We start from the raw sequence: 24,300 nt of genomic DNA on the forward strand, positions 1-24,300 counted from the left end.
GCTGGGGTCGCCTTCGGCTCTGGGCCCGCTCCTCCGGAGCACGGCCGGCCCGGCCCACGACGGCAGCGCGGCAGGAGGATCGGCCGGGGAGACCCGCGACGCCCCCTCGAAGACCCGGAGCCGATCGTGAATCCTCAGACGACGCCAGACCCGCCCCGCCCCCGCCGACGACGCGCACGCCTCTCCCTCACGACCGCTCTGATCGCCGCTCTCGGCATCCTGGTCGCCCCCCTCACGGCCCCGGCCGCCTCCGCGGCCACCCTCGACCCGGGCGCCGGGCAGAGCACGCGGATCCAGGAGACGAACTCCTCGCTGACCTACAGCGGCTCGTGGCGCACGATGACGGGCGGCGACAGCGGCGGCGGGATCAAGTTCCTCAACAGCACCGGCTCCGTCTCGTTCAGCTTCCGCGGCACCGGCTTCAGCTGGATCAGCCGCACCACCGCCTCCGCCGGCATCGCCACCGTCACGGTCGACGGCGCGAGCACCTCGGTCGACCGGTACACGAAGACCACGGCGTACCAGGTCCCGGTGTTCACGAAGAAGGACCTCGCCGACACCGTCCACACCGTCAAGATCGCCTGGAGCGGCAGGGCCAACAGCTCTGCGAGCGACAAGAACCTCGTCATCGACGCGTTCGACATCACCCGCGCGACTCCCGCCACTGAGGAGCCGACCGACGAGACCGGCGGCGGCGACGACGGACCCGTGCTCGACCCCTCCGGAGCGACCAGCCTCCTCGTACAGGAGACCGACCCCGCGCTGCAGTACACCGGCTCGTGGAGGTCGATGGCGGGCGGCGACAGCGGCGGCGGGATGAAGTACCTGACCTCCGCCGGATCGGTGCAGTTCACCTTCGTCGGCACATCGTGGCGCTGGATCAGCCGGAAGACCTCCTCCTCCGGCATCGCCGCGGTCTCGGTCGACGGCGGGCCCGTCACCAAGGTCGACCGCTACAGCTCGACCGCGCAGTACCAGGTGCCGGTCTACGAGACGACCGGCCTCGCCGAGGGCACGCACACCGTGACCATCTCCTACACCGGGACGAAGAACTCCAGTTCGACCGATAAGAACCTGATCATCGACGCGTTCGTGCTCGCCGAGGACGGCCTCGCGACCGACGCCGTGGAGCTCTCCCCCCTGACCGACGGCTACACCGTCGCCTGGGACGCGCCGTTCAGCTCGCGGGTCGTCTCGTACGACGTGCACCGCTCGAACGAGGACGGCTCCGGCGACACCGTCGTCGGCACGGTCGCCGACCCGATCCGCCAGTACCGCGACGAGACCGCCGAAGCGGGACGCGCCTACACGTACACCGTCTCGGCCACCGACGACGCGGGCCGCGACTCCCGGTTGACGGAGTCGGCCACCACCACGGCCGACCTCCTCGACTCCCGCGACTCGCTGCTCGCCGCGTTCGACTGCCCTGCCGCCACCAAGACGGTGACGAACTCGGCGCAGCTCGTCACCGCCCTGGCCAACCCGCGCTCGGGTGACGTCATCCGCCTGGCCGACGGCGTCTACACCGGCAAGTTCGCCCTCCGCGGCACCGCCGCCCAGCCCGGCTCGATCTGGATCTGCGGCTCGCCCAACGCGGTCCTGACCACCGGATCCACCTCGAGCGGCACCGCGCTCATCCTGAACACGGTGAGCGACGTCCACCTCGTGGGCTTCTCGGTCCGCAGCTCCTTCCAGGGCATCCAGGTGCTCGCCAGCACGGGCGTCCAGATGGCCGGCCTGACGGTGAGCGAGATCGGCTACGAGGCGGTCCACTTCCGCAACCAGACCACCGACTCGCTGATCGTCGGCAGCACCATCCGCCGCACCGGTCTCGTCGCCGCCAAGTACGGCGAGGGCGTCTACGTGGGCACCTCGGACCGCAACTGGTGCGAGTTCAACGACTGCGACCCGGACCGCACGGCCCGCATCGCCGTCGTGGACAACACGATCAGCGACACCGGCGCCGAGCCGATCGAGGCCAAGGAGGGCACCCTCGACGGGGACATCCTCGGGAACACCGTGGTCGGAGGATCCCGCCTCGCCTCGGACGTCGTCTCGCTGATCCTGGTCTCGGGCAACGGCTGGCTGGCCGCGGGCAACTCCGCCGCGGGCACCACCACCTACGGCTACCAGGTGATCACCCGCGCCGACGGCTCGGGCAACGACAACACCATCAGCGGCAACCTCGCGCTGAAGACCCGGGACGCCGTGGTGTACCTCCACCAGCCGTCCAACTGGTCCACCAGCGGCAACTCGCTGAGCTGCTCCAACTCCGGGAAGGACCTGATCGGGAACGTGGCCTGCACGCCGTGACCTGATCCGCTCCCCGCGCGCAGAACCGCCGCCGTCGTCCCCTCGACGGCGGCGGTTCTGCGTGTGCTCTGCTCCCGTCGACCGCGCACGGTCGGCCGGGGCCCAGCGCGACTGCCGCGGCTTCCGCGACTTCTGCGGAGTCGGCGAGGGCGTGGGCGGGCGCTCGGCGCCTCCGGGACCGCGGGACGGGGCGGGCGGACGGGGACGGGACGGGAGCCGACCGACGCGCCCGCTCCTCTCGAGCACGCAGGAGTCGGCGGGGTCGCCCGCGAGTACCGCGCGACCTCTGCGGGCCTGCGCGGCGAGCGGGGGACGGAGAGGGGCCGGAGGGGCCGTCCGGGCGCCGGAGGGGCCGTCTGAGCGCCGGAGGAGCCGCGTGGGCGCCGGAGGGGCCGCCCAGCCGCCGGAGTGGGCTGTCCGCCGTCTGGGCACCGACGTCGGGGCGGGCGGGCCCCGGCGGGCACCGCGCGCGCCCCGGACACGGAAGAGCGCACCGCGGCCGGGGCCGGGGTGCGCTCTCCGCAGCGTGCGAGGACGCGATCAGACGATCGCGGGGGCCTTCTGCAGCTTGTGGCGGGCCAGGACGACCGCGCCGACCACAGGGGTGCCGGCGGTCTCGATCCAGTGCACGTCGGCGGCGGCCTGGGGCGAGTCGACCTTGCCCTCGATCAGCACGAGGACGGCGCCGTCGGCCACGCCGCGGAAGGTCGGCGACTGCTCGGTCGCGCCGAGGGTGCCGGTGACGATCAGGACGATGTCGTAGACCTTCTCGAGCTCCTCGACCAGCGCACGGAGGGCGTCGGTCGGCATCGGCGTGCCCGCCTGGGCGCCGCCCGCGGGGAGCAGGTCGAGGCGGTCGGTCGAGCGCTTGATGATCGCGTCGTCGAGCGAGGCGGATCCGGCGAGCACCTCGCGCAGACCCGGGCGTCCGCCCGAGGCCGAGGCGAGAGCCGAGCCCTCGGCGGTGCCGTCCACGATCACGACGGACGAGCCGAGCACGGCCAGCGCCTTGGCGAGCAGCACCGCGGTGGCGGTGTGCGGGGTCTTCTCGGACGCCGGAGCGATCGCGAAGGAGGAGTACGAGCGGGTGCGCGCGATGGCGGAGAGCTCGAACGCCACGGCCGAGTAGCGGGCCGGGATCTCGGTCGAGTTCAGCATCTCGTCGAGCTTGGTGGCCTTGACCGGGACGATGCCCAGCAGCGGCCGGTCGATCGCGGAGCGGACGTCGTCGCCGCTGCGGAGGCGGCGGTCGAGGGCGGTCATCACGATCGCCACTCCCACGCCGACCACGGCGCCGCCGAGGATGCCGAGCGCGAGCAGGACGAGGATGCCTCCGGTGACCGGCAGCTCCGGCGGGAGCGCCTGGCTGAGCACCTGGAGCTGGATCTGCGGGACGGCGACGCCGTTCGTGGTGGTCGTCGCCGGGTCGGAGCCCTTCACGGCCGCGTCGAGCTGGGCGGCGACCGCGTTGGCGATGACCGCGGCCTGCTCGGGCGAGGGGTCGGTGGCCGAGATCGTGATGACCACGGACTCCGGCTCGGCGAGGACGGTCACGCGCTTGGCGAAGTCCTCGATGGGCTCGTCGATGCCGAGGCCGTCGATGACGCCCTGCAGGACGGTGTCCGAGGTGCCGAGGGCGACGGAGGTGACCGTGGCCTGGGCGGCGGCGCTGTTGGCCGCGACCCGGTCCGCGGTCGAGAGGACCCCGGTGGAGGAGACCGCGACGTACACGCGCGCGTCCGCCTTGTACTGCGGGAGGAGGACGGCGTTGAGTACCAGGGCCGCCACGGCGCCGAGCAGAGCGAAGGCGACGATGTAGACCCACCTCCGGCCGATGCCGGCGAACAGTCCGTTCAAGGTCATGGTGTGTGGTGTCCCTTTCGTCGACTGCACCGGAGTGCAGGGGGTCTGACTGTAGCGTCGTGATGTGTCGTCCGCGTTGCGCGGAACCGGCCGCGAGGTTTCGCGCGGAAGCGGTGGATCAGAGGTGGGCCTGCAGGAAGGCGAGGATCGCCTTCTTGTTGTTCGGGGTGTTGTTCTGGAGCCCGTGGTGGCCGGAGCCGTCCACGCCGACCTCGGACGCCACTCCGGCGTCCTGCAGGGCGACCTGCATCGCGTCGGCCTGCTCGACCGGGACGAGCTCGTCCTCGGAGGTGAGCCAGATCTGCGGGGCGTCCGTGGAGTCGACCGAGGTGATCGGCGACGCGGGGATGCTCTGCGGGCAGCTCGTCGAGTCGATCTCGTCGCAGTCCAGGTAGGCGAGGATCTGCTCCTTCGCCTCGGGCACCGGCGAGCCCAGCGACATCCCGGTCTCGGTCATGTCGGCGACCGCCGAGAAGGCGACGACCGTCTTGACCCGCGAGCCCTCGGTGAGGGACCCCTCGCCGAGCGTGCCCATGGTCGCTCCGATGATCGCTCCGGCGGAGCTGCCCATCACGCCGATGCGGGCGGGGTCGAGGCCGAAGCGCGTGACCTGCGCGGGGTCGCGCAGCCACTCGACGGCGGCCTGCGCGTCCTCGATCTGGCCGGGGTACCGGCTGTCCTGGAGGAGGCGGTAGTCGACGGAGACCGAGACGAAGCCGCGCTCGGCGTAGTACTCGCACAGCTCGGTCATCCCGCCCTCGTCGCGGGCGCCGTCGACGAATCCTCCGCCGTGCAGCATCAGCAGCGCGGGCCGGTCGGTGCCGCCCTCGGTGGGGAGGCAGGCGTCGGCCTTCAGCGAGACGCCGTCGACCGAGCGGTACTCGATCGCCTTCTCCGTCGTGAAGCCGTCGGGCGTGCGGACGGGCTCGGGCTGCGAGGAGCAGCCGGCGAGCCCGAGGGCGACGGCCACGACGGCCGCCAGGACTCCGGCGCTGCGTGCTCGTGTCGTCTTCACTCGTGGGACTCCGCTCTCTTCTTCTCGTAACTGGGGGAGGTACCGGGCTCATCGGCCGGGACCGCGGCGGGATCGGAGACGGCTCCGGGGCCGCGCGCAGGGACGGGCACGGGCGTGCGCCGCTTGCCGGGGCCGCCGAGGGCGGCCGGGGGGACGTAGATCCACTTGACCTTCGAGAGGTAGCGGGTCACGAAGAGCGAGAGGACGACCGCCAGCACCATGACGACCAGCAGCAGCGGCACCTCGAAGCCGCCGAGCTCGGAGCGGTCCTCGGGGAGGATCACCCGCAGGACCGTGATGGCGATCACGATGAAGTAGAGGTGCAGCAGGTAGATGTGCAGGCTGCGCTCGCCGCAGATCGTGAAGAAGTTCAGGAAGCGCACCCGGGAGAGGGCCCGCGACACGAGGATGCCCATCGCGACGGCGGCCATCTGGCCGGCGAGGGCGAGGAACGGCACCCAGCGGATCGGGAAGAGGAAGAGCACCGCGCTCAGCACGACGAAGACCGGAGTGACGTAGAGGAACGCGCGGCTCCCCTTCTGCTCGACGAAGTCGATGATCCTCTTCGAGTAGAGCGTGCCCACCAGGAAGAAGACGAACAGGGCGCCGATGCGGTTCCAGCCCACATTGGTCGTGTTGAGGAGACCGGTGGTGAACATCGTCCCCATCACCGCGGCGAGAGCGACCTGCACGCGGTGGTCGACCTTCCGCAGGAGCCACGCGCCGAGCGTGAAGAGGAAGAGGCCGTAGATGAACCAGTAGCTGCTGCTGGGCCAGAAGAACAGCAGGAGCAGGTTGAGCGGATCGGTCGCGGGGAGCTCGCCGAGGCCGCCGTTCGCGAGCGGCACGACCAGGTAGAAGGCCATGCGGATCACGGACCAGACCACGTAGAGCCAGAGCAGCGGGTACAGCCTGCGGCGCCAGAGGTCGCGGAAGCTCCAGGTGCGGATGCGCGAGCCGAAGAGGCCGGACACCAGGAAGAAGAGGGGCATCGGGAACAGCTCGAACACGACCTTGATGCGGCCGAGAGTGTTCTCGACCCCGATGTCACCGAGGTACAGCGACGTGTGGTAGTACACGACCATCAGGATGGCGGCGCCCTTGGCGAAATCCACCCATTCGCGTCGGGCTCCGCCCGCAGGCTTCAGCAGCTTCATTCTCTCCCCCTTGTGCCCGGCCGGACCGCTCGTGAATTCCACCCGAGGTGAACAAGGCTCAGAGAAGCACGCAGGCTCGGTCGCACAACGCGACCGACGATCAAGACTAAGGGTGTGTCGTCCGCGCCGCACATTCGGCGGAATAGTGACGAGGACTCGAGTGCCGGGACGTGCACTCCGGCCTTTCCGCTCACCGGGGAGACGACGGTCACCGGCGTCCGTTCCCGGCGCTCATCGCCGCACGGTAGAGCGCGGGCGCCGCGGCGGCGAGCCCGAAGAGGACGGAGCGCTTGAGGTCGCGCCGGCGCACGAGCGCGACCAGGTGCCGGACGCCCGCCTCGTCGTGCGCGGCCCGCCAGAGCCGGTCGGCCTCCTCGGGGCTGTGCGCGCCCGAGGTGGCGTCCTTGAAGCGGGAGAGCAGGGAGAAGCGCGCGCGGTAGTAGGAGTAGTCCTGCGAGTCGAGGATGCGCGGGTCGAGCCCGCGGGCCGTCCGCTCGATCACCGCGGCGAGCCCGGCGAGCGAGTCGGCGCGCTTCGCGCCCGACCGGATGATCGAGCCGGACCGGAGGCGGTACTCGTAGACGGAGTCGGGGACGACGACGACCTCGTCGGCCGCGGCGAGCAGCTGCGCGACCTGCGCCTGGTCCGAGTGCTGGCGGATCCGCGTGAAGTCGATGCCGTCGAACAGCTCGCGGCGGAACAGCTTGTTCCAGAGGTGCCCGGTCAGCTCGCCGACCAGGAGCGCGGTGAAGGCGCCCCGGCCCGAGAGCGCGAGCGGGCCGCGCAGGGAGCCGACGGGCGTGGATCCGGTCGAGTCGACCGTGACCGCCTGGGCGACCACCACGTCGGCGCGGCCCGCCTCCCCCGCGGTGAGCATGGCCTCGACCGCGGTCTCCGGCCACTCGTCATCGGCGTCGACCAGCCAGACCCACTCGCCGGCGGCCTCGCCGACGGCGCGCTCGCGAGCGGCGGCGACGCCCTGGTTCTCGTCCTGGCGGAGGTAGCGGATCCGCTCGTGCTCGTCGGCGAACGCGCGGCCGATCGCCTCGGTCCCGTCGGTCGAGGCGTCGTCGACCACGAGGATCTCGAGCTCGGCGTGGGTCTGCCGCAGCAGGCGCTCCAGAGCGGAGGCGAGGTGCGCCTCCTCCTGGTGCGCCGGGACGACGACCGAGACGAGGGTCACTTCTGCCCCACGACCCGGCGGAGCACCGTCTCGAGGTCGCGGCCGCTCGACTCCAGCGAGAAGCGGTCGAGCCAGCGGTCGATGCCGGTGATCTCGAGCTCGCTCGCGCGGATCAGCGCATCGGCGAGGTCGGAGGCGGACGGGGTGAGCGCGAGCTCGCCGGTGAGGCCGGGGACGATCGCGTCCGCGACTCCGAGCGCCCCGGACACGGCGACCGAGGGGACGCCGGCGGCGGCCGCCTCGACCAGCACGTTGCCGAAGCCCTCGCGCAGCGACGGGAGGAGCACGACGGCGTTCTCGTCGAAGTGGTGGAACCAGTCCTCGACCCAGCCCATGTCCTGGAAGTCCACGCCGCGCGCGGTCGCCTCCGCCTTCATGCTCCCGAGCAGCGGGCCGCCGCCGAAGGAGACGACCTTCGCGGGGATGCCGCGGCGCTCCAGCTCCTCGGCCGCGAGGATCGCGAGCTCGGGGCGCTTCTGGACGACGAGGCGGCAGGGCAGCACGATCTGCAGGCCCGCCGCGGTGCCGGGGGTGCGCGAGACCTGGCGTGAGCGGTCGACCTTGGCGGTCGCCGGGTTCGGCACGACGGTGCAGCGCTCGCCCGAGACGCCGAAGCCGGCGACGAGCTCGCCTGCGACGGGGTGCGAGATCGCGATGACGTGGTCGGCGCGGCGGTAGAGCGTCTTGGCGAGCCCGAGCTGCACCTTCTGGGTCTTCGAGAAGCCCGGGATGCCGAGCGAGACGAGGTTGCGTTCGCTCACGATGGTCTTCGGACGGTCCGCCTTCGCGGTCATCTCGGCCGAGGCCAGGAGCACGATGTTCGGGTAGCCCTGCAGGGCGACCGCGACGTCGGGGGTGCGGCGGCGGAACAGCTCCTTGAGCATCCGCGCCTTGCCGACGTGGCCCTTGCCCTCGCCGATGCGGTGCAGCACCGCGCCCTCGGGGAGGTACTCGTCGGTGCCCTTCACCGAGGTGGTGACGACGTCGACGTGGTGGCCCTGCTCGAGGAGCCAGCCCATCCAGGTGCGGGCGACGAACTCGGCCCCGCCGCCGTGCAGCGACGTGACGACGAACATGATCCGCATGCGCGGTCCCTTCTCCTGCGCCGCGCTCATCGCACGACCTCCGCGCCGAGGCCGCGGGTGTTGAGCGCCGAGAGGCGGCGCACCTCGGGCATGGCCGCGTCGATGGTGGCGCGCACGCCGCCGTCGCCCGGCTCCGCGAGGATGCGGTCGATCACCGGGAGGACGCGGTCGGCGAAGCCGGGGACCGGCTCGACGCACAGCTGCGGCAGGCCGATGAGGCGCATGATGCCCTCGACCTTGCCCTGGGTGGCGAGAGTGATCGCGGGGACGCCGAGCGAGAGCGACATGATCGCGAGGTGCATGCGGCCGGTGACGGTCAGCAGGGCGTCCTCGGCGAGGCCGCGGATCTCGGCGGGCATGAGCACGCGGTCGACGACGGTGACGCCCTCGGATCCCACGCGCTCGGCGACCGCGCGGACGGCCACCTTGTCGTCGCCGATGGGGCGGGAGACGTGCGGGAGGAGCACGACGTGCACGCCGGCGGCGCGGAGGCGGTCGACGATGCGCTCGTACTCCGGCACCTGGTCGACCATGCCGGCGACGAGGGCGCTCGCGTTCACGAGAGCGAAGGGGACGCCCTCCGGCAGTCCCAGCCCCTCGCGGAAGCTGCGGTCGCGGGTGCGCGCCGAGAAGACGATGTCCGTGACCTCCTCGACGCGCTGCACGCCGATGCTCCGGGCGCGCTCCGCCGAGAGCGGGTCGCGGAGCATCGGGACGACGCCGGCGCGGGAGGCGGCGATCAGGGAGCGGCGGGCGGCGAGGCGGGCCGCGGCGTTCCAGGAGAAGCCGAGGATGCGCGTGGGCACCCCGGCCTCGGCGGCCGCCTGCGCGAGCAGGGAGCGGCGGACCGAGCCGCGGAGGCTGTACTTGCCGTCCATCATGTCGGCGCCGACGACCGAGACCGAGCGGGCGCGGCGGATCAGCGCGGCGTAGGCGCGGAGGTCGGCGGCGTGCGCGTCGCCCACTCCGTAGACCAGGTGCGGGAGCTCGACGACCTCGACGCGGTCGGCCTGCTCCTCGGGGATCACGACGTCGCCGGCGTAGCGCTGGATCACCACGACGGGACCGGTGGTGTTCTCGAGGAACGCCTCCAGCATCGCCTGGTCGCCGATGTTGCCGCTGCCGGGAGCGGCGATCACGAGGTGCGACTCGGGCTCGGGGCGGAGGTCCGCGAGGGCGGCGCGGAGCACCGCCGCGTCGCGACGGGCGGGCAGGCGGGTCGTCGTGACGAAGTCCTTCTTCCAGGACTTGACGACGCCGAGCTTGAGTTTCATCGATCTCTTTCGGTGGGGGGGACGGCGGCGGGAGGCCGCTCGGAGTCGGGAGTGCCGGCCGTGACGGCCCCGTCGACCAGCGCGCTGTCACCGGTGGGGCTGGTGGCGTCGACCGTTGCCGGGGCGGGAGCGGCGGCCGGGCGGCTGCGGCGGAAGTGGCGGCGCAGGTCGGCGAGGCCGAGGATCTGGCGGCGGAACGCGGGGAGGATCAGCATCCAGAGCCCCACCCCGACCAGGACGGCGGCGCCGCCCACGAGGAGGCGGAGGACGGGCTGGTCGGCGGGGATCCAGACGGTGGAGAAGAAGGAGCCGACCGTGATCGATCCGAACGCGATGCCGCTGCGGAGGCCGTTGGTGAACATCTCGCGGGCGGGGGCGTCGGAGGTGCGGCCGATCCAGATCAGCGCGATCGGCCAGGTGAGGGCGAGCGAGCCGGCGTACGCGATCGCGACGCCCGTCACTCCCCAGTTGGAGCCGAGCAGGATCAGGACGACCATCAGCGGGCGGGTCGCCAGGCTGTACCAGACGCTCTGGCGCACCAGGCCCTTGGAGAGGAACACCCACCAGGAGCAGTACGCCGTGGCCTGGAAGAACCCGGCCACGAGCAGGATCTGGAAGATCGGGACCGAGGCGAGCCAGCGCTCCCCCAGCAGGATCCGGATGACCGAGTCGGACTGGGAGCCGAGGACGGCGAGCACGAGGCCCATCACCGTCAGCATCGCCGACTGGCCGAAGAGGATGAACGTGCGGAACCGCTCGCGCTCGTCCTGCAGCTTGGAGAGCACGGGCAGGGCCACGCGCTGCGCCGGGGCGTTGAGCTGCTGCAGCGGCAGCATCATCAGCTGGAACGCGCGGTTGTAGAGGCCCAGGTCGACCGGGCCGAAGCGCGCGCCGATGATGACGGAGTCGACGTTCTTGCTCGCGTAGGTCAGCGCCTGGGTCGCGAAGACGCCGCCTCCGTAGCGGAGGAAGTGGCCCATCGCCTCTCCGCGGCGGTAGCGGCCGGGCCGCCAGCCGGTGATGAAGACCAGCATCAGCACGCCGATGAGCGGCTGCACGACTTGGCTCGCGGCCAGCGCCCAGTAGCCGGCGCCGCCGAGCGCCATCAGCACGCCGACCACGAGGCCCAGCACCTGGCCGACGATGTCGACCAGGGTGAGCTTCACGAAGCGGAGGTGCCGGGCGAGGTCGGCGCGGAACTGCGTCGAGATCCCGTTGAGCAGGAACGTCGAGGAGAGCACGACGGTCAGCAGCTGGAGCCGGTCGTCGCCGTAGAGCGCGGCGATCGGCCACGAGGCCGCGATGACCAGCAGGGTGAGGGTGAGGCCGATGCCCGCGTTCATCCAGAACAGGTTGCTCTTCTGGCCCGGCGTGATCTCCTTCGCCTGGATGGCGGCGGAGGAGAGGCCGAAGTCGCGGAAGATCTCGCCGATGCCGATGATCGCCGTGACCATCGCGAGCAGGCCGTAGTCGGCCGGCGCGAGCAGGCGCGCGAGGACGACGATGCTGCCCAGCTGGACGGCGATGCGGATCGCCTGCCCGCCGATGGTGACGGCGGCGCCGCGGCTCGCGGAGCGGCCGAGGCTCGGGGACGGCTTCCGGGTGGTCTCGCTCATCGGGTCGAGCCCTTCTTGGTGGCGATCGCGCCCTCGTAGGCCTTCTTGAGCTGGAGTCCGAGCACGTCCCAGTCGCGACCGGAGAGCGCGGGGAGCCCCTCCGGCGGGCGGGTGCGCGTGCGCTCGAGCGCGGAGGTGATCAGCTCGGGAGTGAGATCGCCGTCGTACTCGATCACCCAGTCGCTGCCGACCTCCTCGGCCAGGGCCGTGTTGGTGGGCGTGCGGGGCACCAGGATCGGCCGGCCGAGCGAGAGGGCGACCAGGATCGACCCGGAGTTGTGCATCTCGCGGTAGGGCAGGACGATCAGCTCGGCCCGGCCGATCTCGTCGACCATCTCGGCGTCGTCGACCCGGCGGAGCGTGGTGCGCACCCGGGTGTCGCGGGCGGCCCGCTCCTCGACCAGCTCGCGCTGGCCCGTGCTGGGGCTGCCGACCACGTGCAGGGACAGGGAGTCGTCCTCCACGCCGTGGAACACGTCCATCAGCTCGACGACGCCCTTGTACGGGCGGATGATGCCGAAGTAGAGCACGCGGCCGTGCTCGCGCTCGGGCAGCGGGTGCTGGGCGAACTGGTCGCGGTAGTGGCCGTGCAGCACGGTGACGGCGGGCGCCCGGCCGGGAGTGACGGTCGTGGGGTTCAGGCGGACGAACAGGTCGGTCGCTCGGTCGATCCGGGCGAGCGAGCGGCGCTCGGCGGCGGGACCGAGCTCGTGCGGGTGCAGGTTGTGCACCGTGCGCACGAGCGGGATGCGCTGGAGCGCGAGGCGCACCAGCAGCACGTCGAGAGCGCGGCGGCGCAGGAAGCGGTGCACCGGGCTGCGGCCGCGGATCATCAGCTCGGGCCAGTGCACGTGCAGCACGTCGTAGTCGGCGAGCAGGGCGCTGCGCCAGGAGAAGAACAGCAGCTCGACGCCGGGCGCCAGGCCGTCGACGATCGAGTCGACGTACTGCGTGGTCGAGTCCGGCGGAGCGAGCGACTGCTGGACGACGAGCGCGGCCGGCGACGAGTCGTTCCTGCGCGAGCGGCGGCTCACCGCTCGCCCCGCATCCCGACGGCCATCGGCGCGTCGAAGATCCGCGCCCCGAGCGGCTGGCGCATCCGGATGCCCTTGGAGAAGTCGGGGACGTGCACCGGGTTCAGGCAGATGATGACGAGGAAGCCCAGGAGCAGGTGGCTGGGGCGGACCGCGTCGATGGCGTTGTAGCCGGCGAGGCAGACCATGAAGCCGAGCAGGCCGGCCGCAGGGCCGACGTCCCGACGGCTGAGCGCGGCGCCGAACATCGCGGCCACCATGATCACGAAGAACAGCAGGCCGGGGATGCCGACGCTGATCAGCAGCTGCAGGAACGAGTTCTCGATGACCACGTCCGAGAACCGCCTGCCGCTGATGCCGGACGTCGCCGCTCCGGAGCCGAGCCAGTGCGTGAGCTCCGCCGCCTTGAGCGACACGGTCACCGCGAGGTCGCGGGCACCGGCCGAGATGGAGGCGTCGAGGTTGTTGTTGCGGGCGGTGACGGGCTCGAAGTTGAGGACTCCGACGCCCGCGATGAGGCCGGCGATCAGGATCGAGCCGGGCCGGAGCAGCGAGCGGTCCGGGTTGAGGAAGCCGACGGCGACGAGCGCGACGACGACGGCGACGGCGATGGCCGCCATCGGTCCGCGCGAGACGGTCGCGACGACACCGCCCGAGGCCAGGATGCCCAGCAGCAGGTCCGACTTGCGGGAGCCCTGGAGCCAGGAGCCGAAGGCGAGCCCGGCGCCCACGGTGAGGAAGGTGCCGGCGAGCAGCGGGTGGCCGAAGGTGATCTCGGCGCGGTAGAGCGACCAGTGCTGGTCCTGCTCGTAGCCGAGGGCGCCGTAGACGGCCCCGAGGATCGGGGAGCTCTGCGCGACCAGCTCGAGGGCAGCGTAGAGGGCGAGCAGCCCCGAGAGGATCACCCACGTCTTGCGCAGCAGCACGGCCTCGCGCTGGGCGTCGAAGACGAGCATCGGCACGCCCACGCAGATGGCGAAGCTGAAGAGCCACGAGACGCCCTCGCTCGCGAAGGAGCTGCGCACCGTCGCCACGGCGGACCAGAGCATGAGGGCGATGAACGCGAGGATCACCACGGCCCGCCACGGGGAGAGCACGAGCTCGCGGGTCCACGCCTTGACGGGGGCGCGCCACAGCTCGGGAGCGAGCCCGCGCCGGATCGCCCAGATCACGAGGATGACCGCCCAGAGCGTCATGCGGAAGGTCAGGGTCGAGGGGGTCAGCGGCGTCGGGACGAGCGCGAAGAACGCGAGCGCCATCGCCGGCAGCCAGTGCGCGGGGACCCGCAGCAGCACGAAGGCGCCGATGATCCCGCCGATTCCGGCGGCGATCACCAGGAGGCCGGTGGCCGGCTCCCGGGTCGAGAAGATGTACCCCATCCCGAGGACGATCACCAGGGCGACCGAGAAGAGCGCGCCGACGAGGAGCCGTCGCGGGAGGATGTCGATCACGTCAGGGAGTCCTTCTGGCGTCGGAGCGGAGTGGTGGAGGAGGGGGCGGGCGGTGCGGCGCTCACGGGAGTGGTCCCGTCGGCCTCGATGAGGATCGCGATGCCCTCGCGAGCCGCCTCTCGGCGGCTGGGACGCCTGCGATGCCGTGCCCTCCTCCTCCTCCACTGCTCGACCCTGGCGCCGACCCCCGGGGAGGAGGGGTCGCGTCGGTCCTGACGCGGATCAGGCGGGGCCCTCCTGGAGCCAGCGGCGGAAGGTCTCGACCGAGTCCCTGTTGGTGGCGGTCGGGACGATGTGGCCGCCCTGGTAGCCGGCGCTGCTGTGATACGCGATCGTCGCCTCCTTGGCGACGGGAAGCGCCAGGCGGCGCAGGCGTCCGCCGTGGAGCTCGGCGGGAGCGAGCTCGTCGGCCGTGCCGGCGCTGACGCGCAGACGAACGCCCTGCCAGGCGGACTGCGGCAGACGGGCGGGGTTGGTCGCGCGCATCAGCGCCCGGTCTCCCCCGTAGACGGCGAGGACGCGGTTCGGCTGGCTGTCGTCGCGCGCCGCGAGGTCCTCGACGTCGAAGACGCTGCTGGCGTGGTACGCCCCGTAGATGTTCGGCACCATCTTCTTCGCGTAGGCCCAGCACATCATCGCTCCGCCGCCGGAGTTCGAGCGGAGGAAGCTCCCGCGGACGTTCCAGAGGTTCTGCACCCAGGCCGTGGCGGCCGTCTGCACGGCGAGCGCGGTGGGGTTGGTGTAGTTGCTCGGGCCGCCGAAGTCGGGGCTGATGCTGACGAAGCCGAGGTCGACGAGCGGGTCGGCCGAGTAGCTGTACGCGTTGTCGAGCGCTTTGTAGCTGCTGCCGCTGGCGTGGTAAAACCAGGCCACCGGCACCGGGGAGCCGGATCCCGGCTTCGCCGAGTGCGGGACGAAGAGACGCGTGGAGTCGTTGCCGATCTTCACGTCGATGATCTCGTACGGCTTCCTGCCGTTCCTCGAGATCGCGGTGTCGAGGCGCGAGACCTCGCCCGGGAGCCTCGGGATGACGCTGTAGTTCGGCGCGGCGAGCGCGGGGGTCGCCACGAGAGCGGAGGCGGTCGCGGCGGCTCCGACAGCGGAGGCGGCGAGCAGGAGGCGGCGCGAGAGGCCGCGCGGGGTGTCAGTCATATCGAGAATCCTTCGGAGCTTTCGCCATCAGTGTCGAGTCGGCCGACCATTCCGAATTCGACGCACATGAAGTGACGTCCGGCCCCCCAACCCATTCGAGAGTGTACGGGCCGCGGATGACGCGCGGATGTCGTTCTCATCACGTCTGGTCGCGCGGGCGGGGATCAGCGGGAGGAGGGGAAGAGTCGGCGGGAGAGGCCCGAGGACTTCTCGGCCGTCTCGTGCACCACGAAGGGCACGGCGGAATCGGCGGAGACGACCCGCCTCGCCGCGGCGAGTTCGAGCGTCTCGCGGGAGAGGCCCTCGATGTCGACGGTGACCGCGAGGCCGGAGTCGGCCAGGCGTGTGGCGATCTGCACCTGGTGGTCGTCGACGTGCTCGCCGAACGAGGCGCGGCGCGGGACCAGGATCGGCACCCGGCCCTGCTCGATGGCGCTGAGCGCGGTGCCCACTCCCCCGTGCGCGATGACGACGTCGGCCGCCTTCATCGCGGCGTTGAGCTCGTCGTGCGGCACGGAGTGGCGGCCGTCGATCCCGAGTCCGGAGACGTCGTTCGCTCCGGTCTGCCAGAGCACCTCCACGCCCTCGAGCAGCGGCGCGAGCGCGGCGAAGAAGCGGGGGAACGGGTAGCCGTCCTGCGTGCCGACCGAGACCACGGCGCGGCGGATCGGCTGCGGGACGACGTCCTCGACGCGGTAGGTGTCGAAGATCGAGCCGCCGAAGCTCCAGCGGTCGTCGGCCCAGGAGCGGTACTGCGTGTAGGTCGAGACGGCGGGGACCCGGGCGAGGATCCGACCGGTCATCGACGGGCCGAGCACGCGGGCGGCGCTCTCGATGTAGTGCGCGGGGATGCCGCGCGAGGCCGCGAGCGGGAGGAAGGAGAGGGCGGGGCTGGCGCCGGTGCTGAAGACGGCGTCGAAGGAGCCGCGGGCCAGCAGGGAGCGGGCGATCATCGCGTTGCGGAGCACCGGCACCACGGCGCGGGGCGGCGGATCGGCGAGGTGGGTCACGCGCCGATCGGCGAGGAGGGTGCGGCTGAGGGCGCTGTCGACGGTCGCCCAGTGCTGCTCCTCCGGGTCGACTCCGAGGAGCCCCGACAGGGCGAACATCTCCTTGAGATGCCCGCCGCCGGAGCAGACGAAGAGATACGAAGCCATACGCGCCTTCACTGGTGATGATCGAGATAACAGGCGTGTGGATGATCGATCGTCCGCCGAGAACGACCCCCGGTCCCTGGTGCAGAAGTCGCCCGATCATAGCAGGGAGGGCACCTGAGGGGTCCTTGTCTGAGAGAACAGTTCATCTCGCCGAAAAGCGATAGGGGCTCATTCGGCAGACGATATCCGCTCACTTCTCCAGCGGGGCGGAAGCGATATCCGCTCGATTCGGGGGAACTCGGGAACGTCGGTCGGCACCCCGATAGCGGACTGGCCGATTCCCGTCGATCACCTGCACCGCACGGGCCGCGCGCGTAGCGTCGGACCACCGGCGCAGAGGCCGGTCGACCCAGGAGGAGCGCCATGAGCGACAACGAGCAGAACAGCCCCGTGATGGACGGAGCCGAGGACGCCGGCAACGACGAGAAGCTCGGCGGCCTGATCGACCAGGTCGAGCACGACCACGGAGCCGAGGGCGCCGGCGCGATGGCCGACGCACTCCGCGCCCGCGCGGACGAGACCGGCACCGAGATCGCCGAGGAGTCGGACGCGACCGGCCCGGTCGAGGACAGCGGCACCGCCCAGGTGTGAGCGACGGGGCCCGGAGGACGACTCCGGGCCCCGACGCTCCCGCGCGTCACCGGAGGCGCGGGTGCGAGTCGAGCGGTCGGAGGTGCCGGAGGATCGCGGCCGCGACCGGCCCGGGGGCCTCCCGCTGCACGAAGTGGCCGACGCCGCTTCGCGCGGGTGAGCCGCATCGCGTAGGCGGCCCGGGAGCAGCCGAGCACCTGCGCGGCCTCGGCCTGCGGGAGGTCCTCCCAGACGTGGAGGGCCAGAGCCTCCTGCTCGGCGAGGGGGAGCCGCTTCCACGCGCTCTCCAGGTCGAGGCGGTCGCCGACCGACGGATCCGCCTGCTCCTCCGGGGCGAGGGTCCCGATCCGCACGGCCAACGCCTGCCGGCGGTTTCTCGCCGCGGGCGGCGTTGAGGATCGCGTGCCGGGCCGTGCCGAACAGCCAGGGCCGCACGTTCTCCGGCAGGTCCTGCCGGCGACGCCAGGCGGCGAGGAAGGTCTCGCCGACGACGTCGTCGACCGTCGCGGCGGGAGCGCGCGGCGGACGATACGGAGCAGGTCGTCGTAGTGGGCGCGGTACAGCTCGGAGAAGTCGTCTCGGGAGCGGATGCTCATGGTTCCCCTTTCGCGGAGTCACAGGTACATGTCCGGCTGCCGCGGCGATGCGACATCCGCGGCGGGAGTCCTGCAGGCGCGGTGGCCGCGGCGTCCTGCGCGGCGCTCCGTGTCCGGGCAGGATCCACTGCGCGAGGGAGGTCCTGCACGCAGCAGGCGGCGATCCGCGTCGACCGCCCGCCGGAGAGGACGGGCCCTCGGCGGACCGCGGGCTGTCGGACGTGCTGGGCGTCGCGCTCGTCGGCGCGGTGCTGAACACCGTCGTCGCCACCGCCCTCGGCGGGGTGGGGGCACTGCTCTTCGGATCCGCCGCCGCCCTCGCGGGCGGGCTCCCGGTCGGCCTCGCCCGGCGCTGAACGGCTCCGCTCCGACTAGGCCGCGACCCCTCCCTCGGGGATCGGGGACGGACGGTCGCCACCGAGGAGCGGCGCCTGCTCGGGCTCGGCGGCGACGACCATGTCGCGCCCGGACGCGGGGGTGAGGAGCTCGCGCAGCCAGAGGCGGTTCACGGCGTTCAGCCGGGGATGATCGAATCGGTACTCCAGCACCGCGTTCGGCTGCACGAGGATCGCGTGCGAGCGCGGCTCCGACTCCTGCAGCGTCCTCCAGGTCAGGCGGAACGGCTGTCCCTGCTCCATCCGCGCGCGCACCGCGATCCGCACGTGCGCGAGCGTCCGGTCCTCGAACTCGATCCGGCGCCGCCAGGCACCGAAGATCAGCACTCCCACGGGGGCCCTCCTCATCTTCTCGGTCGAGCAGCCCGCGGGACGGCGGGGGCGGCGGGCACGAGGCTCGCAGGGCCGGAACGCCATCGGGCGGACCGGTCGTGGGGACCGGAGTAGAGGTGGGTCCGAGGCTAGTCCCTTCCCGGCGATCCGCGGACGGAGTGCGCTCCCCCGTCAGTCGGCGAAGATCGCGCCGACCGGCTCGCGCTTCTCGGCCTGGAAGCGGTCCTCGGCGCGGCCGAGAGCCCAGTAGGCCGAGAGCGAGAGCGCCCGGCGCTCCACGCCCCACTCGTCCTGCAGGAGGGCGCGCAGCTGCTTCATCGCGGTGCGCTCGCCGTGCGCGAAGACCTCGAGCACGCCTGCGGGCCTCGGCTCGGCCCGCACGGCGGCGACGAGCGACCGGCCGGCCTCGAGACCGCCGCGGTGCAGCCAGCGCACCTCCACTCCGGCCGGAGCGGGAAGATCGAGCTCGTCGGCGGCCGAGTCCACCTCGATCAGGACCAGGCCGCGGGCGTGCGCGGGCATCCCCTCGAGGGCGGAGGCGATCGCCGGCAGAGCGGAGTCGTCGCCGAGCAGCAGGTGCGCGGCCTCGGGGTCGGCGCTCGGGGACCAGGCGCCGCCGGGCGCGGAGAGGGCGATCCGGTCGCCGGGAGCCGCGGCGAGCGCCCACGGCCCCGCCACTCCCTCGTCGCCGTGCACGACGAAGTCGACGGCGACCGAGCGCTCCTCGAGGTCGACCGAGCGGACGGTGTAGGTGCGGCGCACGGGCAGCTGCTCGGGGGCGACGGTCGCCCGGAGCGCGTCGAGGTCGAAGGGCGGCTGGAGGTCGGAGCCGCGCGGCGGGAGCAGGAGCTTCACGTAGCGGTCGGTCGCAGCGAGTCGCTCGGGGTCGGACTCGGCGAGGAACGCGTCGAGCCCGTCGCCGCCGAGGTGCACGCGGACCAGGTGGCCGGTGAGGCGCTCGGTCCGGAGCACGGTGAGGACGTGCTGGCTGCGGGCCCGGCGCGGGCGGTCGGGGGACGGGGCGGCGTCGGTCATCCGTCCAGCATGCCGGGTCGGGCTCGGTGCGGGCCGAGTGCGGGGCGCTCGCGCGCGCGGGCGGGAGGGAGGCGCCGAGGGGTCGCGAACGGTCGCTTCGGAAGGGCGGACGGGACCGTTCGTGACGCATCGGAGCAGGCCGGGGCACGGCCGGAACGTCGCGGCGGTGCCGAGCGCGAGGCGGCGGCGGCGCAGAGCGGGCGTCGGCGGCGCAGAGCGGGCGGCGGCGCGGGCGTGCGCTGATCCGTCGCGAACGGCCCGTGCAGGAAGGCGGGACGGGCCGTTCCCGACGGATCGCCGCAGCGGCCCGAGACCCTGGCCGACGGAGCGGAGCGGGCGGCAGCGCGCGGCCGGCGACGAGGCCGGGCGGCCGGCGGCCTGGCCGGGACGGCCGGTGGCGCGAGGTGCGCTCGCGCGGGGCGCGGCGGCCGGCGCGCGCCTACTCTCGCGGGATGACTGCGACGGCTCCGCGACTCCGGCACGACCGCCTGGTCGCCCCCGACGTGCTGCGCGGAGTGGCGGTGGCGGCCATGCTCGTCGCCCACGCGATGCCCCTCGTGCCGAGCGCGCGGACGGGACCCGTCGGGTTCCTGGCCTGGACCGTGAACGACCTCGCGTCGCCGCTGTTCGCGCTGGTGATGGGGATGTCGGCGGCCCTCGTGCTCGCGCGGCCCGGCGCCTCGCCCGGGAGGGTGCTGCTGCGGAACGCGATCCGCGGGGCCGTGCTCGTGGCGCTCGGCGTCTGGCTCGAGACCTGGGGCAGCTGGATCGCGATCGTGCTGCAGTACCTCGGCGTCGTGCTCGTGCTCGGCACGCCGCTGCTCCTGTTCCGCTCGCGGGTCGTCGCCGCCGTGGCCGCCCTGCTGGCGCTCGTCGCCGGACCTCTGAACGCCGCCGTGGCCGCCGCGGCACCCGGCTCGCCGCTCACGCTCTGGCTGTTCACGGGCCCGAGCTACCGGGTGACGAACCTGCTCCCCTTCTTCCTCCTCGGCGCCCTGCTGCTGCGCCACGGTGCCCGGCGCGACCGGCTGCTGCCGGTGCTCGCGACGGTCGCCGTCGTCGTCTACCCGCTGCGGCCGCTGATCGAGCTCCTGCTCGGCCTCGAGTCGCCCTCCGGCAGCCTCCCGGACACCCTCCACGACCTCGGGCTCGTGCTCCTGGCCTACGTCGCGGTGGTGCTGCTGACCACGTCGCGCTCCACCGCGGTCCGACGGCTGCTGGTGCCGCTCCGGGCGATCGGCACGCTCGCGCTCTCGGTCTACGTGCTGCAGGTGGCGCTCGTCGCGGCACTCGCCCGGGCGGGCCTCGGCTACTCCGCCGACACCCCGCTCGCCGCTCTCGCCCTGGTGCTCGGGCTGTGCGCGGCCGCCGTGCTGTGGTGGCGGTTCCTCGGCGCCGGCCCCGTCGAGCGGCTGACGGCGCGGCTCACCGGGCTCGTGCCGCGCTGAGCCGCCGGCCGCCCGGGTGGGCCCGCGGCGAGGACCGGAGCCCGGGACCGCCCGCAGCGACCCCGCACCGCCCGACGGCCCGCACGCGAGCGCAGGCCGCCGGACGTCCCCTCCCTCAGCGCGCGAGCGCCGACGCCTCCTTCGCGAGGGCCGGGCCGTGCGCCGCGAGCACCAGGTCGCGCACCGCGGTGGCCGGGAGCGACGCGGCTCCGGTCGGCAGCAGGTCCGCGTCCGAGGCCAGCACGAGCGGAGTGTCGGCCGACGAGGACGGCAGCCTCCCGTGCGTGCCGCGCACCAGCGACGCGTCCAGCGGCACCAGATTCATCGCGTAGCGCAGCCCCAGCGCCTTCTTGGCCAGGTTGCCCGCCGCCTTCGCCTTCACCAGCGGGTCGGCCGGATCGAAGAAGAGCTCGGCCGGGTCGTAGCCGGGCTTGCGGTGGATGTCGACGCCGCGGGCGAAGTCGGGCGCGCGGTCGTCGTCGAGCCAGTAGTAGTAGGTGAACCACGCCCCCGGCCGTGCGACCACGACGAACTCGCCCGAGCGCTCGTGGTCGAGTCCGTAGCGGGCCTGCGCCTCCCGGTCGAGCACCTCGTCGACCCCGTCGAGCCCCTCGAGGATCGAGCGCACCCGCGGCAGGTCCGCCGCGTCCTGCACGTAGACGTGGGCGACCTGGTGGTCGGCGACGGCGAACGCGCGCGACGTCCACGGGTCCAGCTGCTCCCCGCCGTCCTGCACGTAGACCTCGAGCAGGCCCTCGCGCCGGAGCGCCCGGTTGACGTCGACCGGGGTGTCCGCGTCGGCGATCCCGTACTCGGCGACCACGATCACCGAGGCGCCCAGCGCCTCCGCGTCGTCGAGCAGCGGAGCGAGCACCACGTCGAGCTCCGAGGCGGCCCGGCGCGCCTCGGGCGAGTCCGGTCCGAAGCGCTGGAGGTCGTAGTCGAGGTGCGGCAGGTACGCCGTCGTCAGCTCGGGCGGTCCGGAGCCGTCGCCCGCCAGCACGTGCCGGGTGGCGTCGACCATCCACTGGGTCGAGCGGAGCGACGCGGTCGGCCCCCAGTACTGGAACAGCGGGAACGCGCCGAAGCGCGAGACCAGCTCGTCGTGCAGCGCCGGCGGACGCACGTACGCGTCCGGCGACTTGCGGCCGTCGGCGTGGTAGATCGGGCGCGGAGTGACGGTCACGTCGGTCGTCGCCCCCATCGCGTACCACCAGCCGATGTTGGCCGCGCGGTACGGCTCCCCGCTCAGGCGGCGCGCGGTCTCCCAGACCTTCTCCCCCGTGACCAGGCGGTTGTGCTGGCGCCACAGGTGCACCTCGCCGAGGTCGCGGAAGTACCAGCCGTTGCCGACGATCCCGTGCTGCGCGGGCATCGAGCCGGTGAGCATGGTCGACTGCACGCTGCAGGTGACCGCGGGCAGGACCGTGTCCAGCGGCAGGCGCCCGCCCCCGCGGGCCAGGCGCGAGAGGCGGGGCATGTCGGCGAGCGCCGTCGAGGTCAGCCCGACCACGTCGAGCAGCAGCACCGGCCTCACAGCGCCGCCGCCTGCGGGATCAGGGGCGCCAGCAGCGCCTCTCGGGAGGCGGGCGTGAGCAGGTGCGCGGCCGCCCAGGCGAGCTCGGCGCCGATGCCCGTCGAGAGGTCGCTCGGGGCGTCGGCGAGCACCGACCAGGTGTAGGTCTCGACGTCGAGGTGGATCTCGTCGTAGGGCCAGGCGGCGTCGACCGCCGAGACGGCCTCCGCCAGGACGGCCGTGGTCGCCGAGAGCGGCGCCTCCGGCCGGTGGTGCAGCGGCACGTGGAAGTGCACGCGCCAGGGACCGGTGCCGGGGAGCGTGTCCAGCGCCTCGGGCAGGTCGTCGACGCGGAGCACTCCGTCGATCCCGTTCTCGCGGGTCTGGTGCAGGTAGCGCTTCTCGACGAACGGGGTGAGCGCGGCGCGGCCCGAGGGGTCCTCCAGGTGGAGCGCGGCGGAGGCCTGCACCTTGACCACGCGCAGGCCCGCGTCGCGGATGCGGCGCACGGCCGAGGCCGGGTCGGCGAAGGAGACGGCGAGGTGGCAGGTGTCCAGGCAGACGCCCACGTAGGCCGGGTCGACCACTCCGATCCGCGGGTGCAGCCAGTCGACGACGTCGTCCACGGTGTCGAGGATGCAGCCGGGCTCGGGCTCGATCGCCAGGCGGATCGCGTGGCCCGTGGAGCGGCGCAGGTCGCGCAGCTCCTCGACGAGCCGGGCGAGGTTGCGGCAGGCCGCCTCGTCCTGCTCCCGTCCCCAGCCCTCGCGCCAGCCCAGCGGCAGCGTCGAGATGCTGCCGTCGGCGCCCGCGGGCAGCAGGTCGGCCAGGATCCTCGCGCAGTCGATCGTGTACTGCAGGCGCTCCGGGGTGGTCCAGTCGGGGCGGTAGACGTCGAGCTTCACGACCTCGGCGTGGAACGCCGCGTACGGGAAGGCGTTGAGCGTGCGCACCTCCAGGCCGTTGCGCTGCAGGGCCGCGCGGAGGACGGCGCGGTCCTCGGCGCTGGCGACCAGGCGGGCCGCGAGGTCGCGCGGGATCCACAGGCCGACTCCGACCAGGGCGAGCCCGGCGGCCACGCGCGCAGGTCCGGCGTACACGTCGAGCTGGCGGACGACTCCGGCCAGGTCCTCGGCGGGATGGACGTTGGTGCAGTAGGAGAGATGCATCACACGACCTCCGCCACGCGCGGCGCGCCCCGGAGCACGGAGTTGCCCTCGAAGGTGCGGCCGACCGACTCCTGCACGTCGAAGCCCGCGACGGGCGAGAGGTCCAGGCGTCCGCTCTGCCCGTAGAACTCGACCGGGTTCTGCCACAGCAGCCGGTCCACGTCGCCCGCGCTGAAGCCGGCGACGAGGAGGAGGCGGCCGGTCTTCGCGGTCGTGAGCGGATCGGAGCGGCCCCAGTCGGCGGCGGAGTTGACCAGCACGCGGTCCAGCCCGATCCGCTCGACCAGCGTCACCAGGCGGGTCTCGTCCATCTTGGTGTCGGGGTAGATGGAGAAGCCCATCCAGCAGCCGGAGTCGCGGACCGCGTCGACGGTGACCTCGTTGAGGTGGTCGACGAGGACCTGCCCGGGCTCGAGCCCCGAGTCCGCGACGACCTCGAGGGTCCGGCGGGTGCCCGACTCCTTGTCGCGGTGCGGGGTGTGCACCATCGCGGGGAGGCCGTGCTCGCCGGCGAGCTCGAGCTGCTGGCGGAAGACCTGGTCCTCCTCCGGAGTGAGCGAGTCGTAGCCGGTCTCGCCGACCGCGACGACGCCGTCCTTGGCGAGGTAGCGGTCGAGCTCGGGCAGGACGGCCCGGCAGCGCGGGTCGTTCGCCTCCTTCGGGTTGAGCCCGATGGTGCAGTGGTGGCGGATGCCGAACTGCGCGGCGCGGAAGCGCTCCCAGCCGATCAGGGCGTCGAAGTAGTCGGTGAACGAGCCGACGTTCGTGCGCGGCTGGCCGAGCCAGAAGGAGGGTTCGACGACCGCGCGGACGCCGGCGTCGAACATCGCCTGGTAGTCGTCGGTGGTGCGGGAGGTCATGTGGATGTGCGGGTCGAAGATGCGCATCGTCGCGCCTTTCTCATCGGTGGTGGTGCC

The 24,300-nt window shown here is 72.8% G+C and carries 20 protein-coding genes and 2 pseudogenes; 4 read left to right on the forward strand and 18 right to left on the reverse strand.

The window, feature by feature from the left end:
- Nucleotides 1–126: 126 nt before the first annotated feature.
- Nucleotides 127–2,313, forward strand: coding sequence for a hypothetical protein (locus C5D44_RS04870; protein ID WP_104281019.1), 2,187 nt, complete (start codon nucleotides 127–129; stop codon nucleotides 2,311–2,313).
- A 540-nt stretch (nucleotides 2,314–2,853) separates the two neighbouring features.
- On the opposite strand, the gene C5D44_RS04875 is transcribed toward C5D44_RS04870, so the two are convergent.
- The 11 genes from C5D44_RS04875 to C5D44_RS04925 all read right to left on the reverse strand — a co-directional run bounded on the left by C5D44_RS04875 (nucleotide 2,854) and on the right by C5D44_RS04925 (nucleotide 16,300).
- Nucleotides 2,854–4,176, reverse strand: coding sequence for a Wzz/FepE/Etk N-terminal domain-containing protein (locus C5D44_RS04875; RefSeq protein WP_104275860.1), 1,323 nt, complete (start codon nucleotides 4,174–4,176; stop codon nucleotides 2,854–2,856).
- A 118-nt stretch (nucleotides 4,177–4,294) separates the two neighbouring features.
- Nucleotides 4,295–5,191, reverse strand: a complete 897-nt coding sequence (locus C5D44_RS04880) for an alpha/beta hydrolase (protein ID WP_104275861.1) — start codon at nucleotides 5,189–5,191, stop codon at nucleotides 4,295–4,297.
- Nucleotides 5,188–6,348 (reverse strand): acyltransferase family protein, encoded by a 1,161-nt coding sequence (locus C5D44_RS04885; RefSeq protein ID WP_104281020.1) that lies wholly within the window; start codon nucleotides 6,346–6,348, stop codon nucleotides 5,188–5,190. Before C5D44_RS04885 ends, C5D44_RS04880 begins: the two co-directional genes overlap by 4 nt.
- Before the next feature lie 208 nt (nucleotides 6,349–6,556).
- Nucleotides 6,557–7,531: a glycosyltransferase family 2 protein gene (locus C5D44_RS04890; RefSeq protein WP_104281021.1), complete on the reverse strand. Its 975-nt coding sequence runs from the start codon at nucleotides 7,529–7,531 to the stop codon at nucleotides 6,557–6,559.
- Entirely contained in the window at nucleotides 7,528–8,616 is a 1,089-nt protein-coding gene (locus C5D44_RS04895; protein ID WP_181118449.1) for a glycosyltransferase, read from the reverse strand. Before C5D44_RS04895 ends, C5D44_RS04890 begins: the two co-directional genes overlap by 4 nt.
- A gap of 26 nt (nucleotides 8,617–8,642) precedes the next feature.
- The gene (locus tag C5D44_RS04900; RefSeq protein ID WP_104275865.1) at nucleotides 8,643–9,890 is read right to left on the reverse strand and encodes a polysaccharide pyruvyl transferase family protein; all 1,248 of its coding nucleotides are present in this window, start codon (nucleotides 9,888–9,890) and stop codon (nucleotides 8,643–8,645) included.
- Nucleotides 9,887–11,506 (reverse strand): lipopolysaccharide biosynthesis protein, encoded by a 1,620-nt coding sequence (locus tag C5D44_RS04905; RefSeq protein ID WP_104281022.1) that lies wholly within the window; start codon nucleotides 11,504–11,506, stop codon nucleotides 9,887–9,889. The genes C5D44_RS04900 and C5D44_RS04905 overlap by 4 nt, the downstream gene beginning before the upstream one ends.
- Nucleotides 11,503–12,540: a glycosyltransferase gene (locus tag C5D44_RS04910; RefSeq protein WP_104275866.1), complete on the reverse strand. Its 1,038-nt coding sequence runs from the start codon at nucleotides 12,538–12,540 to the stop codon at nucleotides 11,503–11,505. Before C5D44_RS04910 ends, C5D44_RS04905 begins: the two co-directional genes overlap by 4 nt.
- Nucleotides 12,537–13,991 carry an O-antigen ligase gene (locus C5D44_RS04915; protein ID WP_104275867.1) on the reverse strand — a complete coding sequence of 485 codons (1,455 nt, stop codon included), beginning with the start codon at nucleotides 13,989–13,991 and terminating at the stop codon, nucleotides 12,537–12,539. The genes C5D44_RS04910 and C5D44_RS04915 overlap by 4 nt, the downstream gene beginning before the upstream one ends.
- A gap of 222 nt (nucleotides 13,992–14,213) precedes the next feature.
- Nucleotides 14,214–15,143, reverse strand: coding sequence for a S9 family peptidase (locus C5D44_RS04920; RefSeq protein WP_104281023.1), 930 nt, complete (start codon nucleotides 15,141–15,143; stop codon nucleotides 14,214–14,216).
- A gap of 164 nt (nucleotides 15,144–15,307) precedes the next feature.
- Nucleotides 15,308–16,300 (reverse strand): glycosyltransferase, encoded by a 993-nt coding sequence (locus C5D44_RS04925; protein ID WP_104275869.1) that lies wholly within the window; start codon nucleotides 16,298–16,300, stop codon nucleotides 15,308–15,310.
- A gap of 363 nt (nucleotides 16,301–16,663) precedes the next feature.
- On the opposite strand from C5D44_RS04925, the gene C5D44_RS18385 reads away from it, so the two are divergent.
- The gene (locus tag C5D44_RS18385; RefSeq protein ID WP_104275870.1) at nucleotides 16,664–16,891 is read left to right on the forward strand and encodes a hypothetical protein; all 228 of its coding nucleotides are present in this window, start codon (nucleotides 16,664–16,666) and stop codon (nucleotides 16,889–16,891) included.
- 152 nt (nucleotides 16,892–17,043) lie between these two features.
- Here C5D44_RS18385 and C5D44_RS18700 read toward each other — a convergent pair.
- Nucleotides 17,044–17,244, reverse strand: a pseudogene (locus C5D44_RS18700) (sigma factor-like helix-turn-helix DNA-binding protein); the annotation flags it as partial.
- 34 nt (nucleotides 17,245–17,278) lie between these two features.
- Nucleotides 17,279–17,758 (reverse strand): annotated as a pseudogene (locus C5D44_RS18705) (RNA polymerase sigma factor); the annotation flags it as partial.
- Here C5D44_RS18705 and C5D44_RS17920 point away from each other — a divergent pair.
- The gene (locus C5D44_RS17920) at nucleotides 17,709–17,843 is read left to right on the forward strand and encodes a DUF3566 domain-containing protein (RefSeq protein WP_181110138.1); all 135 of its coding nucleotides are present in this window, start codon (nucleotides 17,709–17,711) and stop codon (nucleotides 17,841–17,843) included. The pseudogene C5D44_RS18705 and the gene C5D44_RS17920 sit on opposite strands and share 50 nt — an antisense overlap.
- A 15-nt stretch (nucleotides 17,844–17,858) precedes the next feature.
- On the opposite strand, the gene C5D44_RS04935 is transcribed toward C5D44_RS17920, so the two are convergent.
- Together C5D44_RS04935 and C5D44_RS04940 are read right to left on the reverse strand one after the other, a co-directional pair.
- On the reverse strand, nucleotides 17,859–18,215 hold the full coding sequence (locus tag C5D44_RS04935) for a hypothetical protein (RefSeq protein ID WP_104281024.1): 357 nt from the start codon (nucleotides 18,213–18,215) through the stop codon (nucleotides 17,859–17,861).
- Nucleotides 18,216–18,386: 171 nt separating this feature from the next.
- Complete coding sequence (locus C5D44_RS04940; protein WP_104281025.1) at nucleotides 18,387–19,250, reverse strand: siderophore-interacting protein; 864 nt, start codon at nucleotides 19,248–19,250, stop codon at nucleotides 18,387–18,389.
- A 452-nt stretch (nucleotides 19,251–19,702) separates the two neighbouring features.
- On the opposite strand from C5D44_RS04940, the gene C5D44_RS04945 reads away from it, so the two are divergent.
- Complete coding sequence (locus tag C5D44_RS04945; RefSeq protein ID WP_104281026.1) at nucleotides 19,703–20,698, forward strand: DUF418 domain-containing protein; 996 nt, start codon at nucleotides 19,703–19,705, stop codon at nucleotides 20,696–20,698.
- A gap of 115 nt (nucleotides 20,699–20,813) precedes the next feature.
- On the opposite strand, the gene C5D44_RS04950 is transcribed toward C5D44_RS04945, so the two are convergent.
- Genes C5D44_RS04950 through C5D44_RS04960 form a run of 3 tightly spaced genes read right to left on the reverse strand, consistent with a single transcriptional unit; the run spans nucleotide 20,814 to nucleotide 24,270 of the window.
- Nucleotides 20,814–22,235, reverse strand: a complete 1,422-nt coding sequence (locus tag C5D44_RS04950; RefSeq protein WP_104281027.1) for an alkaline phosphatase family protein — start codon at nucleotides 22,233–22,235, stop codon at nucleotides 20,814–20,816.
- Nucleotides 22,232–23,383 (reverse strand): metabolite traffic protein EboE, encoded by a 1,152-nt coding sequence (gene eboE, locus C5D44_RS04955; RefSeq protein WP_104281028.1) that lies wholly within the window; start codon nucleotides 23,381–23,383, stop codon nucleotides 22,232–22,234. The genes C5D44_RS04950 and eboE overlap by 4 nt, the downstream gene beginning before the upstream one ends.
- Complete coding sequence (locus tag C5D44_RS04960; protein ID WP_104275877.1) at nucleotides 23,383–24,270, reverse strand: TatD family hydrolase; 888 nt, start codon at nucleotides 24,268–24,270, stop codon at nucleotides 23,383–23,385. The genes eboE and C5D44_RS04960 overlap by 1 nt, the downstream gene beginning before the upstream one ends.
- Nucleotides 24,271–24,300: the final 30 nt, after the last annotated feature.

This window comes from Rathayibacter sp. AY1B5, assembly GCF_002932795.1.
In the GTDB taxonomy this organism is placed as follows: Bacteria; Actinomycetota; Actinomycetes; order Actinomycetales; family Microbacteriaceae; genus Rathayibacter.

What these genes read in the sequence shown, in the direction of transcription:
- C5D44_RS04905 (WP_104281022.1), bottom strand. Translation starts at nt 11,506, where the DNA reads ATGAGCGAGACCACCCGGAAGCCGTCCCCGAGCCTCGGCCGCTCCGCG.
- C5D44_RS04875 (WP_104275860.1), bottom strand. Translation starts at nt 4,176, where the DNA reads ATGACCTTGAACGGACTGTTCGCCGGCATCGGCCGGAGGTGGGTCTAC.
- C5D44_RS04895 (WP_181118449.1), bottom strand. Translation starts at nt 8,616, where the DNA reads ATGCGGATCATGTTCGTCGTCACGTCGCTGCACGGCGGCGGGGCCGAG.
- C5D44_RS04925 (WP_104275869.1), bottom strand. Translation starts at nt 16,300, where the DNA reads ATGGCTTCGTATCTCTTCGTCTGCTCCGGCGGCGGGCATCTCAAGGAG.
- C5D44_RS18385 (WP_104275870.1), top strand. Translation starts at nt 16,664, where the DNA reads ATGAGCGACAACGAGCAGAACAGCCCCGTGATGGACGGAGCCGAGGAC.
- eboE (WP_104281028.1), bottom strand. Translation starts at nt 23,383, where the DNA reads ATGCATCTCTCCTACTGCACCAACGTCCATCCCGCCGAGGACCTGGCC.
- C5D44_RS04920 (WP_104281023.1), bottom strand. Translation starts at nt 15,143, where the DNA reads ATGACTGACACCCCGCGCGGCCTCTCGCGCCGCCTCCTGCTCGCCGCC.
- C5D44_RS04940 (WP_104281025.1), bottom strand. Translation starts at nt 19,250, where the DNA reads ATGACCGACGCCGCCCCGTCCCCCGACCGCCCGCGCCGGGCCCGCAGC.
- C5D44_RS04900 (WP_104275865.1), bottom strand. Translation starts at nt 9,890, where the DNA reads ATGAAACTCAAGCTCGGCGTCGTCAAGTCCTGGAAGAAGGACTTCGTC.
- C5D44_RS04945 (WP_104281026.1), top strand. Translation starts at nt 19,703, where the DNA reads ATGACTGCGACGGCTCCGCGACTCCGGCACGACCGCCTGGTCGCCCCC.
- C5D44_RS04960 (WP_104275877.1), bottom strand. Translation starts at nt 24,270, where the DNA reads ATGCGCATCTTCGACCCGCACATCCACATGACCTCCCGCACCACCGAC.
- C5D44_RS04885 (WP_104281020.1), bottom strand. Translation starts at nt 6,348, where the DNA reads ATGAAGCTGCTGAAGCCTGCGGGCGGAGCCCGACGCGAATGGGTGGAT.